At 37.5% G+C, this 12,806-nt stretch carries 12 protein-coding genes; 2 read left to right on the forward strand and 10 right to left on the reverse strand.

Features of this window, described 5'->3' with window-relative positions:
• Positions 1 to 36 precede the first annotated feature (36 nt).
• Together ACTJIV_RS08485 and ACTJIV_RS08490 are read right to left on the reverse strand one after the other, a co-directional pair.
• Positions 37 to 1,686 carry an ABC1 kinase family protein gene (locus ACTJIV_RS08485; RefSeq protein WP_440626831.1) on the reverse strand — a complete coding sequence of 550 codons (1,650 nt, stop codon included), beginning with the start codon at positions 1,684 to 1,686 and terminating at the stop codon, positions 37 to 39.
• 234 nt (positions 1,687 to 1,920) lie between these two features.
• Positions 1,921 to 2,124, reverse strand: a complete 204-nt coding sequence (locus ACTJIV_RS08490; protein WP_167409426.1) for a cold-shock protein — start codon at positions 2,122 to 2,124, stop codon at positions 1,921 to 1,923.
• Positions 2,125 to 2,313: 189 nt separating this feature from the next.
• Here ACTJIV_RS08490 and ACTJIV_RS08495 point away from each other — a divergent pair, with 189 nt between their 5' ends.
• Complete coding sequence (locus ACTJIV_RS08495; RefSeq protein ID WP_167409427.1) at positions 2,314 to 2,478, forward strand: hypothetical protein; 165 nt, start codon at positions 2,314 to 2,316, stop codon at positions 2,476 to 2,478.
• Between the two features lie 118 nt (positions 2,479 to 2,596).
• Here ACTJIV_RS08495 and ACTJIV_RS08500 read toward each other — a convergent pair whose 3' ends face one another.
• Positions 2,597 to 4,105 (reverse strand): carbon-nitrogen hydrolase family protein, encoded by a 1,509-nt coding sequence (locus ACTJIV_RS08500; protein ID WP_111957657.1) that lies wholly within the window; start codon positions 4,103 to 4,105, stop codon positions 2,597 to 2,599.
• A 53-nt stretch (positions 4,106 to 4,158) separates the two neighbouring features.
• Between ACTJIV_RS08500 and ACTJIV_RS08505 the strand changes: the two genes are divergently transcribed.
• Complete coding sequence (locus ACTJIV_RS08505) at positions 4,159 to 4,653, forward strand: hypothetical protein (RefSeq protein WP_440626834.1); 495 nt, start codon at positions 4,159 to 4,161, stop codon at positions 4,651 to 4,653.
• 143 nt (positions 4,654 to 4,796) lie between these two features.
• Here the strand turns inward: ACTJIV_RS08505 and guaA are convergent, their stop codons facing one another.
• The 7 genes from guaA to ACTJIV_RS08540 all read right to left on the reverse strand — a co-directional run bounded on the left by guaA (position 4,797) and on the right by ACTJIV_RS08540 (position 12,765).
• Positions 4,797 to 6,326 (reverse strand): glutamine-hydrolyzing GMP synthase, encoded by a 1,530-nt coding sequence (gene guaA, locus ACTJIV_RS08510; RefSeq protein ID WP_440626836.1) that lies wholly within the window; start codon positions 6,324 to 6,326, stop codon positions 4,797 to 4,799.
• Positions 6,327 to 6,493: 167 nt separating this feature from the next.
• A complete protein-coding gene (gene purD, locus ACTJIV_RS08515; RefSeq protein WP_223558800.1) occupies positions 6,494 to 7,732 on the reverse strand; it encodes a phosphoribosylamine--glycine ligase in 1,239 nt (412 codons plus the stop codon).
• Between the two features lie 88 nt (positions 7,733 to 7,820).
• Positions 7,821 to 9,338 (reverse strand): bifunctional phosphoribosylaminoimidazolecarboxamide formyltransferase/IMP cyclohydrolase, encoded by a 1,518-nt coding sequence (gene purH / locus ACTJIV_RS08520; protein WP_111957665.1) that lies wholly within the window; start codon positions 9,336 to 9,338, stop codon positions 7,821 to 7,823.
• A 171-nt stretch (positions 9,339 to 9,509) separates the two neighbouring features.
• On the reverse strand, positions 9,510 to 10,073 hold the full coding sequence (gene purN, locus ACTJIV_RS08525) for a phosphoribosylglycinamide formyltransferase (protein ID WP_111957667.1): 564 nt from the start codon (positions 10,071 to 10,073) through the stop codon (positions 9,510 to 9,512).
• Between the two features lie 76 nt (positions 10,074 to 10,149).
• On the reverse strand, positions 10,150 to 11,142 hold the full coding sequence (gene purM, locus ACTJIV_RS08530; protein WP_440626838.1) for a phosphoribosylformylglycinamidine cyclo-ligase: 993 nt from the start codon (positions 11,140 to 11,142) through the stop codon (positions 10,150 to 10,152).
• A 310-nt stretch (positions 11,143 to 11,452) separates the two neighbouring features.
• Positions 11,453 to 12,004 carry an NADPH-dependent FMN reductase gene (locus ACTJIV_RS08535; RefSeq protein WP_111957671.1) on the reverse strand — a complete coding sequence of 184 codons (552 nt, stop codon included), beginning with the start codon at positions 12,002 to 12,004 and terminating at the stop codon, positions 11,453 to 11,455.
• Positions 12,005 to 12,036: 32 nt separating this feature from the next.
• Positions 12,037 to 12,765 (reverse strand): pirin family protein, encoded by a 729-nt coding sequence (locus ACTJIV_RS08540; RefSeq protein WP_111957673.1) that lies wholly within the window; start codon positions 12,763 to 12,765, stop codon positions 12,037 to 12,039.
• Positions 12,766 to 12,806: the final 41 nt, after the last annotated feature.

Raw genomic sequence — 12,806 nt, forward strand, 5'->3', positions numbered from 1 at the left:
ATGAACCTCAAAACTCGTACCCCGAAATCCTGCTTCTTATTTTCTCGTCACTCTCAGTAAAATCACTAAAACCAATATAACAGAAAAAGCAAAGCCTAAAACTGCCACTAAAGACATTTCACCGATCCGTGGACCTGATTCTGAAACAAAAACAATAGCTGTGGCAATAATATTGGCCCCCAAAACCATAGCTAAAATTAAATTGACAATACTGGATTTAATTAGTTGATTGGTTTTTTCAATATTTTTAATTTCGCTGGATACGGTGAATTTATTATCATCGAGCTTCTGAAGCACAGATCTCAGCTCTTTAGGAATTTCATCTACATTATCTGTGAAATTCATCATCCGGTCCATCCCGGTTTTTAAAAGATTTTTTGGCTTGATCTTTTTCGTCAGGATTTTTCTGGTATAAGGATGCAAACTCTTCACAATATCCAGATCGGGATTGATTGTTCTTCCGACACCTTCTATTAAACTAATCCCCTTAAACAGAAGATAAAAATAGTCCGGCATGTAAAGCCTGTTATCCTTCAGAATATCCTTCATTTTATTGATGATCACCTGAACATTAATATCCTGCAGCGATGAGCTGTGAACAAAATTTAAAATATCTTCTACGTCATTTTCAAACCTTCTTTCATCAGGAATTTCGTAGCTGACTGCCATTTTTTTGAGATAGCGGACAATTTTATGTGGATTTTTAGCCACAAAACTTACGATCAGACTTTCAAGAATTTCCTTATCATTAGGCTGGATTTTTCCTACTGCACCGAAATCTATAAAAACAATTTTGCCATCCTTTTTTACCAAAATATTACCGGCATGCGGATCAGCATGGAAAAATCCGTAATCCAGAATCTGGGAAACAAACAACCTCAAACCTACTTCGGATACTTTTACAGGATCGATATTATGGGCTAAAAGAGAAGCTTTGTCGGTTACCTTAATCCCGTCAATAAACTCCATGCATAGAATATTGTTGTTGGAATATTCTTCATAGATCTTCGGAACATATGTTTCCTTATTATTCTTAAAATTCCGGGCAAAATGCAGAATATTTTCTTTTTCGTTGATCAGGGAAACTTCTTCCAGTAAAGATTTCTCAAAAGTAGAGATCGCCTGTTTCAGATTGAGCTTTTCTCCAATTTCAGAATAAGCAGAAACCAGCTTTTCCAGATCTTTTATGAGAAGCAGATCATCTTCAATAACGGTCTGTACATCAGCTTTTTTGAGTTTGAGAATCACAGGACTTCCATCCATCAAAACCGCTTTATAAACCTGTGCAATAGATGCTGTGGCCAAAGGTTCTTTCTGGATTTCCTGAAAATGATCTTTAACAGATATATTGAATTCATTTTCCAGAATCTCCTCTACATCCATATCCACCGTATCCACCTTGTCCTGAAGTCTCTGCAACTCCTGGATGAGCTCAGGCGGAAGCAGATCTTCTCTGTTGCTGAAGGTCTGACCAAGCTTTACAAATGTAGGTCCAAGCTCTTCCAGCACCAGTCTGATCCTCTCATATACTGTCCCTTTAGAAATGACCTCATCCGGATCAACAGAAACCGGTTCCTGCTTATTTCCTGTATTCATTCTTGCCAGCATATCTTTAAACCCGTATTTACTGAGTACGGAAATAAGCCTGGCTGATCTTTTCAGTTTTCGTTGCTGCTTGTCAAACATATATTTCTAAATAGTGGTGTAAATTACTCCAAAAATTGTTCCTATTGCTATTTTAGTTTTCTTTGAACGGCAAATCCTAGGGTTAAACAGATAAAACTCTCTTTTAAATTAAGTTAACGTTTAAGCACTGTTCAGCCAAATGGCATTTTGCATCGAACAAATTTTTCACGCCCAAACCCATAAAAAAAGCCGCCTGAAATGGCAGCTTATTTTAAACAATATCTTAATAAGTGATTATCCTACTACTTTAACATTGTCTGCTTCAGGTCCTTTTTTACCTTCTTTAATCTCAAATTCTACTGCCTGTCCTTCTTTTAGAGATCTAAGGCCTGAAGACTGAATGGCTGAATGATGGCAAAAAATATCGTTTCCGCCTCCGTCTGGTGTAATAAAACCAAAACCTTTTGTTTCGTTAAACCATTTTACTGTTCCTGTCATTATATTTTATTTAAATTGATCAGTGAAGATAGTAAATTTTAAGAATATCCTCAAAAAAAATATATATTCTTAACTGATTTTTTTCAAATCCCTGGAAATGCTAAAAGAAAAAAAAATTACATTCCTGGTGTTATTTAATGGATTTTTTTATCTTTATACCTATCAAACTAACCTATAAAATATTAAAAAATGAAAAATTTACGTAACAACAAACTTTCAAGGGAGCAATTAAAAGGAATCAATGGAAGCGGTATTATTATCGGAAACTGTTCAAATGAATGTTGTCCTACTGACGGAAGACCAAGATGTCCAAGACTGATCTGCCCTGCCGTGGTATGCCCTCAGTATTTGTAAAAAAAGAATCTATTTTAAGCATAGAGCTGATGAAATTCAGCTCTTCTTACTTCAATTAATGCTAATAAAATATCCTATTCAATTGAATAGGATATTTTTTATTAAAATTATATTTTTGTTATTTAAGATAGGTTTCATACAGATCTTTTCTGCGGTCATTCATTACCTGAACAGAGCCATTATGGTGAAGGTCTTTAAGCAGGTTCAGATCCACATCTACAATAAGGGTCATTTCCGTATTGGGAGTTGCTTCCCCTTTTATTGCATTGGAAGGAAAGGCAAAATCTGAAGGGGTAAATACGGCAGCCTGCCCAAACTGGATATCCATATTGTTTACTCCCGGAAGATTCCCTACGCAACCGGCGATAGCGACGTAACATTCATTTTCAATAGCTCTTGCTGCTGCACAGTGCCGTACCCTGATATAAGCATTCTGGGTATCGGTAAGATAAGGTACAAAAAGGATTTTCATGCCCTGATCTGCCAATATTCTCGGCAGTTCGGGAAATTCTACATCGTAACAGATGACAAGGCCAATTTTTCCACAGTCGGTATCGAAAACCCGGATCTCATTTCCGCCTTTCATTCCGTAATATTTTCTTTCATTCGGAGTGATGTGGATCTTCCGGTATTCATCGATCCGGCCGTCACGGTGAAGCAGATAGCTCACGTTATACAAATCGTTATGATCATGATCAAAAACAGGCATACTTCCGGAAATAATATTGACGTTGTAGCTGATGGCCAGTTCGGAGATTTTATTCTTAATATCCTCACTTAATTTAGCCAGTTCTATCATACTGTCTCTTTCTGAAAGCTTATTGAACGGTGCCAGCAACGGGGTATTGAACAGTTCCGGGAAAAGAACAAAATCGGATTTATAATCACCCATTACATTGACAAAAAACTCTACCTGCTCATAAAATGCATCGATATTTTTAAAATGTCTCATCTGCCACTGTACAAGTCCTAAACGGATGATGCTATCCTGCATCGTATTTGGCTTTTTACTGTAGTAGATATTATTCCATTGAAGCAAAACAGCATTTTCCAGTGATGATTCATCTTCAGGAAGATATTTTTTGAGGATCTTGATGGGAAGAAAATTATTGGAAAGCTGGAAAGACAGCACAGGATCGTAAATTTCCTTGTCTCTAACTCTTCTGATGTATTCTCTCGGGGAGAGCTCGTCGCTGTATTTATGATAGTTCGGGATTCTTCCACCCAAAATGATGGATTTCAGATTAAGTAATTCGCATAATTCTTTTCTGGCATCATACAATCTTCTTCCCAGACGCAGCTCACGGAATTCGGGGTCTACAAAAACTTCAATCCCATAGAGTACATTTCCTGTGGAAAGATGGGTATTGAAGGTATAATTTCCTGTAATATCGACATAGGTATGATCGTCTCCGAATTCGTCATAATTCACAATAATGGAAAGTGCTACAGCAGCCAGTTTTCCATCTACGGTGATGCAGATCTGACCTTTGGGGAATATTCTGGTGAGCTTTTCGATGCTCTTTTTAGACCAAATAGATTCAGACATCTGCGGATACGCGCGTTTCATTGTTACTACCAGTTCATCATAATCCTGAAGCGTCAGGGCTCTTGTTTCTATTTGCATTTGACGTAATTTTACTTAAATTTAGGAAAAAAAAGACAAATCAGTCCATTTAAATGATGAAGAAAGGTTTCAAATACTTAATTATAGGTACAATAAGTATATTATTCTTTGTTTATATATTTCTACCGTTTGCATCTAACTATATTGGCTGGTATGGTTATAGTAAATGGAAATATAGACACGGAACAGATAATATACAAATGTCTAAAAACAGGAATATTTTTATAAAACAATTGAATTATAAAATTATAGATTCTGCTGGTTTTAAAAATTTCCGTTTTACACCTTATCTTGAAAAGGGATTTAAATATGGTAAGCATTTTTCAGAAGATACCAGAATTATCCAAAACTCTTCCTATCCCTACAATATCTGCTATGAAAGGAATTTAAAAGATTCTATTGTTCTGCGTTTTACTGAGGATAGTGTAAAAAAATTAGACAGTTCTGATGTTGTCTGGGGGTATTCAAAAACTCCCTATTTAAAAGATACTCTAATGCTGATTATTGAAGGGCCACGCGAGCATGCCGGATTAATAAAAATTTGGTAGCTGAAATTTTAGGAAAAGATGACAACCTTGCTTATTAATTGCTTTAAATATTTTACTGATCATTTTTTCATTAAAACAGTTTTAACAAAAAATCCCACCCAAAACGGGCAGGATTTATATTATTATTAATTCAAGTCAAAAAATTACTCCCACTCAATGGTTGCAGGTGGTTTGCTTGAAATATCGTAAGCTACTCTGTTGATTCCTCTTACTTCGTTGATGATTCTGCTTGAAACAGTATCAAGGAACTCATAAGGAAGTCTGCTCCATGTTGCTGTCATAAAGTCAATCGTGTTAGCAGAACGAACTACAGCCGTGTATTCGTACGTTCTTTCGTCTCCCATTACTCCTACTGATTTTACAGGAAGAAGGACTACAAAAGCCTGGGATACTTTTTCATAAAGATCGTTTTTATATAATTCCTCAATGAAAATATCATCAGCTTCCTGAAGGATTCTTACTTTATCCGCATCTACAGCTCCCAATACTCTGATTCCTAATCCAGGACCCGGGAAAGGATGTCTGTGTACCAAATGATGCGGAATACCTAGCTCCTCACCTACTTTTCTTACTTCATCTTTGAAAAGCTCTCTTAACGGCTCCAGTAATTCGAATTCCATATCTTCAGGAAGTCCTCCTACATTGTGGTGAGACTTGATCACTGCAGACGGTCCGTTTACAGACTGGCTTTCAATAACGTCAGGATAAATGGTTCCCTGAGCTAAGAATTTAGCGCCTTCAATTTTATGGGATTCTTCATCAAAAACATGAATAAACTCGTTTCCGATGATTTTTCTTTTCTGTTCAGGATCATCTACTCCTGCCAGTTTGGTAAGGAATCTTTCTTTAGCATCAACCATTTTAATGTTCATATGGAAATGTTCTCCATAGTTGTCCATTACTTTCTGGCCCTCGTCTTTTCTCAATAAGCCCGTATCAACAAAGATACAAGTCAGCTGATCTCCAATTGCTTTGTGAATTAACACTGCAGCTACAGAAGAATCAACCCCTCCTGAAAGTCCAAGGATTACTCTGCTGTCTCCTACTTTTTCGCGGATCTCTTCAACTGTTTTTTCGATATAATTGGTCAGTTTCCAGTTTTTCTCAGCATTACAAATGGCAAAAACAAAGTTTTCAAGCATTTTTCCGCCTTCTTCTGTGTGAGAAACTTCCGGATGGAACTGAACGCAGTAGATTTTTCTGTCTTCATTGGACATAGAAGCCATTACTCCTGATTTTGCATTCAATTCAAAACCGGCAGGCAATGCTCCTACTTCATCAAAGTGACTCATCCATACGATAGAATTCTGAGTAACTCCTTTGAGTAAAGAACTTTCTTTAATGATATCCAAATGGGCTTTTCCGTACTCTCCTTTTTCACCTTTGTTTACTTTTCCACCTAAAAGATGTGCTGTAAGCTGCATCCCGTAGCAAATTCCCAAAACAGGAATTCCCTGCTCATACAGTTCTTTTTCAACCAGGTGGGCATTTTCTGCGTTCACAGAGCTTGGTCCTCCGGAAAGGATAATTCCTTTGGGTTGTCTTGCTAAAATATCCTGTAAAGGTGTATTGAAAGGAAGGATTTCAGAATATACCCCCATCTCGCGGATTCTTCTTCCGATAAGCTGGTTGTACTGTGATCCGAAATCTAATATGATAATACCGTTGTTCATTTTATAAATGATAATTGATGATTGATAAATGATGATTTAAAAGCTTCAGGCAATAAGCCCGAGACAGTAAGCTTTTTTTATTATAATAGGTCTAAAGCCTATTGCTTACTTAATTGTTTTACAAAAAAAGACTTGGAAATGTTCCAAATCTTTTTTCGTGATTTATTTTAAAACTTTCCGATGTCTTCTCTGTAGAATCCGTAATCGAAATGAATGTGGGCTGCATCTTCGTACACCTTTTTGCGGGCATCGTCGTAAGTAGCTCCGGTAGCTACCACGTTCAGAACACGTCCGCCGTTGGAAACCACTTTGTCGCCTTTTCTTATAGCCCCGGCATAGAGAAGCTTAGAATGTTTCATCTTGTCTTCGCCTACAATTTCGTAGCCTGTTTCGATATTTCTAGGATAACCTCCTGAACACATCACAAGGCATACTGCTTTTTCGTCTTTAAATTTAAGCTGGATATCTTTTCCATCCATACAGTCCTGGATCACATCAAGAAGATTGTTTTCCATCAATGCCATCAATACCTGAGTTTCAGGATCTCCGAATCTCATGTTGTATTCAAGAAGGTAAGTTCCGTTCTTAGTAACCATTAATCCGAAGAAAATGATTCCTTTAAAGCTGAATCCTTCTCCTTTCAGACCGTTAATGGTAGTCTGTAAGATATTTTTTTCAAAATCAGCATAGTGCTCCTGAGTAAAATCAGGGCTTGGCGCTACAGATCCCATACCACCGGTATTTGGTCCTGTGTCACCGTTTCCTGCTTTTTTGTAATCTTTTGCAGCGATACAAGGGAAAATCTTTTCACCGTTTGAGAATGCAATGATTGAAGCTTCAAAACCTTCTAAATATTCTTCAATAACCAGACGGATTCCTGCATCTCCATAAATTCTTCTGATCATGAAGTCGTGGATTGTAGCCTCAGCTTCTTCAATGTTGTCGCAAATAACCACACCTTTTCCGCCTGCAAGACCACTCGCCTTAACCACTAAAGGATACTGCTGTGTCTGAACATATTCTTTAGCATCATTGTATGAATCAAATACTACAGCTTTAGCTGTTTTGATATCATAGGTCTGCATAAACTTCTTAGAGAAAGCCTTACTTCCTTCCAGGCTTGCTACTTTTTGGTTGGGACCGAAAACTTTAAGATCGTGCTTTTTGAATTCATCCTTCAGACCTGCTACAAGAGGGGCTTCCGGACCTACGATGGTAAGATCTATCTTTTCTTTAATGGCGAAATCTCTTAGTTCTTTGATCTCTGATAAATGAACATTTTTCCCTATTACATCGGTGGTAGCATTACCGTTAGCAAAAAACATTTTAGAAATTCTTGGGTCATTCTGAAGCTTTGCTGCTAAAGCAGATTCTCTACCGCCTTCACCTATGATTAATATTCTCATACTTTATTTATTATCTAGTCTATTTTACAAATATATAATTTTGAATGCTATAAATACAATCTCAAATTATTTTTTAATTCTATTTTAATTAATGTAAAAAGTGTCTAATCCCGGTAAACATCATTGGGATACCGTGCTCATTGGCAGCTTCAATACTGTCCTGATCTTTTACACTTCCGCCTGGCTGGATGATGGCTTTAATTCCTTCTTTGGCGCAGAAATCTACCACGTCACGGAAAGGGAAAAACGCGTCAGAAGCCAAAACAAGATCTCCTGTGAATTTTTCTTTGGCTCTTTCAATGGCCTGTTCAGTAGCCCAGATTCTGTTCACCTGTCCGCCACCAATTCCGAAGGCCTGGATACCATTGGAAACAACAATCGCATTTGATTTTACATACTTCACCACTCTCTGGGAGAAAAGAAGGGCTTTTTTCTGCTCTTCGGAAGGCTGTACCTCAGTTACCACTTTAATATCGTCAGAGAAATGATTGTCATTATCCTGAACAAGAATACCACCGTCGATCTTCACCCAGGTCTGTTTATCAGAAACAGGGTTAACGATTTTTATAATTCTAAGGTTTTTCTTTTTTCTTAAAACTTCAAGAGCTTCTTCATCAAATTCCGGAGCCATTACGATCTCAAGGAACGTTTTGTTCAGTTCTTCAGCTGTTGCTGCATCGATCTTGTAGTTCATTGCAACAATTCCGCCAAAAATAGAAACAGGGTCACATTCGAAAGTCTTTTGGTAAGTTTCTAAAGCTGAAGTTCCGATTGCTACGCCACAAGGTGTAGAATGCTTCACTGCACAACATGCCATTTCTTCTTTAAACTCCGTAACTACTTTCCAGCAAAGGTCCATATCACGAAGGTTGTTGAAAGAAAGTTCTTTACCACCCAGCTGTTCGAAATCTTTCATCGCACCGTTCTCAAACGTAGAAACGTAATAAGCAGCGGTCTGGTGAGGATTTTCACCATATCTTAAATCAGATGCTTTTTTGTATGAAGCATTAAGATAGGTAGGATATTCTTCATCTAAAAGCATTCTTGAAATAGCCCCGTCGTAAGCTGAAGTAAGGTTGAATACTTTTCCTGCAAGCTTTTTACGTGTTTCGATGTAGGTATCACCGTTCTGTTCCATTTCAAGCCTTACCGTTGCATAGTCTTCCACATCGGTAATTACGGTAACAGAATCAAAGTTTTTAGCGGCAGAACGAAGCATTGAAGGACCTCCGATGTCGATAAACTCTACTTTCTCATGTAAAGAAATGTCTTTGTTCACATTTTCAAAGAAAGGATAAAGGTTTACGATTACCATGTCGATCAGGTCAATTCCATGTTCCTGAACGGTTTTCATATGCTCTTCATTGGAACGGACTGCTAAAAGACCTCCGTGCACTTTAGGGTGAAGGGTTTTCACTCTTCCGTCCAGCATTTCAGGGAAATTGGTTACCTCATCGATCTGAATCGGATTTAAACCAGCATCTTTCAAATGTTTGAACGTTCCTCCTGTAGAAATCAACTCATAATTCCGGGCTTCCAAGAACTGGGCGAACTCGATCAATCCGCTTTTGTCAGAAACACTGATTAAAACTCTCTTTTTACTCATTTTACTTTCAATTTTTTACTTTTTACAGCTATTTCAAACTGTAGCCCGGTCTTTCACCCCCGGTCTTACTTTTATTTACTTAGATTTCTTTTAATGTAGCAATGTATCAGTCTAGCAATGTAACAATGAATTTAATTGGTACACTGGTACATTGTTATATTGGTATATTATTTAATTTCCTAAAACTTTATTGATGGCTTTTGGAAATATCTCATATTCAATATGGTGAACTTTCTCTGCTATGGTTTCCGGAGTATCTTCTGCTGTTACTTCAAAAGATTTCTGAAGAATAGCTTCCCCTTCGTCAATTCCCGGAGTTACAAAATGTACAGTTGCTCCACTTATTTTTTCTTTGGCTTCAATAACTGCATGGTGAACGTGCATTCCCCACATTCCTTTTCCTCCGAATTTCGGAAGCAGTGCCGGGTGGATATTAATAATCTTTCCGGTCCAGTTCTCACAGAATTCTGGTTTCAGGATAGATAAGAATCCTGCCAATACAATCAGATCTGTATCTTTCGGTATCACATTTCCCAATTCACTGCTGAAGTTCTTTCCTCTTGGGATCAGAACATTTTCTATATGATGATTTTTCGCTCTTTCAAGTCCGTAACATTCTCTGTCTGCCACCACTAAAGATATTTTTGCATTCTGGATTTCTCCGCTCTCAATGGTATCTATGATTCTCTGCAGATTGGTCCCTGAACCTGAAACGAGTATAACGATGTTTTTCATGTTGTTAATGTAACAATGTATCAGTCTAACAATGTAACAATGAATTTAATTGGTACACTGGTACATTGACCGATTGTTATATTGCTAAATTAATCTTCTCGCTTCCTTCCGTGATTTCCCCGATTTCGTACGCATCGTCTAAAAGATGTAATATTTTTTCAGCATGGTCTGAATCTGCAACGATAATCATCCCTACACCCATATTGAAGGTTCCGAACATTTCTTCACGAGATACTCCACCTCTTTTTTCCAATTCAAGCATCACACTAGGAATTTTGATTTTAGCAGCATCAATAGAAGCACATAATCCTTCAGGAATAATTCTTGGAACATTTTCATAAAGACCACCCCCTGTAATGTGGGCAATACCGGAAACTTTTACTTCTTCCAATACTTTGTGGATGTCTTTATAATATAATCTTGTAGGCACTAAAAGAGTCTCGTATAAAGGTTTTCCTTCAAACTCTTCTTCGAAGTTAGGGAACACTTTTCTTACCAATGAAAATCCGTTGGAGTGGAATCCTGAGCTTGGCAGAGCAATGATTTTGTTTCCTGCTTTAATAGTAGACCCATCAATGATCTGATCTTTTTCTACAATTCCTACACAGAATCCGGCAACATCATAATCTCCGGGCTGGTACATTCCCGGCATTTCAGCAGTTTCACCACCAATCAATGCGCAATTGTTGTCCTTACATGCTTTCACCATTCCAAGAACGATTTCAGCAGCAATTTCTGAATCAAGCTTACCGCAAGCCAGATAATCTAAGAAAAATAATGGTTTTGCACCGTGGCAAAGGATATCATTGGCACACATGGCGAAGCAGTCAATACCGATAGAGTCATACTGTTTGGTATCCAAAGCTACTTTCAGCTTGGTCCCCACTCCGTCTGTTCCTGAAACCAGCACAGGGTTTTTATATCCTCCGATCTCATAGAAAGCTCCAAAACTTCCCAAATGGTTCAATACATTTGAGTTGTGGGTTTCGCCTACCGCTTTTTTGATCTTATCAACCGTTTTGTATCCTTCTTCTTTGTCTACGCCTGCTGATTTGTAAGTGTTGCTCATGTTTAATAATTTTTATTAATGTAGCAATGTATCAGTTTAACAATGTAACAATCATCTTGTTGGGAAAACCAAAAAACTGGTATATTGATACATTGGTATATTGGTACATTTTATTTCTATAATTACTTTTTATATCGATTTTAGAAAATAAAAAAGCCGACAATCTTGGTAGATTATCGGCCGTTATTTTATCTCAGAATTTCAGAGTCCACAGTTTTCCCTTTCTCTGAGAAACATTCTTTAAAAGTGGTCTGAATTTTCATCTTTTTTCTTTTTGCAAAAATAGTAATTTTAAATTAATATTCAAATTCTATTTTTCAAGGATGATTTCAATGGCTGCAATCTTCTTTATTTTTTCTTTTAATTCGCTGTCTTTCTCTTCATTAGAAATCTTCTGAGCCGCTTTATCAAAGTTGTCATTAAAGAAAGGAAGTGAAAAAGTTTCTACAATATTTCCTCCGTGAAAAGGGAAACGCTTGGATGCAGCATCTAAAACTCCGGCTCCTCCTCGGCCTCCCGGAGAGGTTGACATTAGTAACATCGGTACTTCATTCCATACGGTTCTGTCTTTGATTCTGGATACCCAGTCGAACACATTTTTGAACGCTGTAGAGTAAGTTCCGTTATGTTCAGGTAATGAGACCAAAAGAAGATTAGCTCCGTCAATTTTTGATGCAAAATCATGGGCTTCCTGGGGAACGCCACCTGCCAATTCTCTTTCGTGCTTATAGATCGGCATTTCGAAAGGATTAAGATCTACTACTTCTACTTCTGCATTTTCAAAAAGCGATGATGCGTAAGCTACTAACTGTCTGTTCATTGAAGCATCCGAATTGCTTCCTGCTATTGCTAAAACTTTCATTATTATCTATTTTATATACTGTGTTCTATTTGTTATTTTAAATAAGCCGGCAATTCCATCGGTACTTCCATTAATAAGATCTCAGCATCTTCTATTGCTTCAATATTAAAGCTCTGAGTGTCCCAGATTCCCAATCCGTCTCTTTCATTCAAAATTCTGTCTCCTACTTTAGCGCTTCCTTTTAAAACGAAGGCATATACCCCGTTTCCTTTTTTATTAAGCATATAGTTTTTGCCATTTCCTGCCTTAAAATTAGCCAGATTAAACCATGCGTCCTGATGGATCCAAACTCCGTCATCATTTTTATTCGGCGATAAGATCTGCTGGAATCCATTGATTTTTTCTCCCTCTTTGATGCTTTTCTGATCATAGCGTGGCTCAACATTCAGTTCTTTAGGAAAAATCCAGATCTGCAGAAACTTTACGGCTTCATCTTTGTTTTTATTGTATTCGCTGTGCATTACACCGGTTCCTGCACTCATTACCTGAATCTCTCCTTTTTTGATAACGGCAGTGGTTCCCATTGAATCTTTATGTTCCAAATCTCCTTCCAGAGGAATAGAAATAATTTCCATATCTCTGTGAGGATGTGTCCCAAATCCCATTCCCTGCGAAACGGTATCGTCGTTTAATACTCTCAACGCTCCAAAGTTCATTCTGTCCTTGTTCTGATAATTAGCAAAACTGAATGTATGGTAGCTGTTTAGCCAGCCGTGATCTGCGTGGCCTCTTGAATCTGCTTTATGATATACTGTTTTCATACGTGATTATTTATGGTACAAATGTAAGGGATGAGAGCCTT

Source organism: Chryseobacterium sp. 22532 (assembly GCF_052044665.1).
Taxonomy (GTDB): Bacteria; Bacteroidota; Bacteroidia; order Flavobacteriales; family Weeksellaceae; genus Chryseobacterium; species Chryseobacterium lathyri.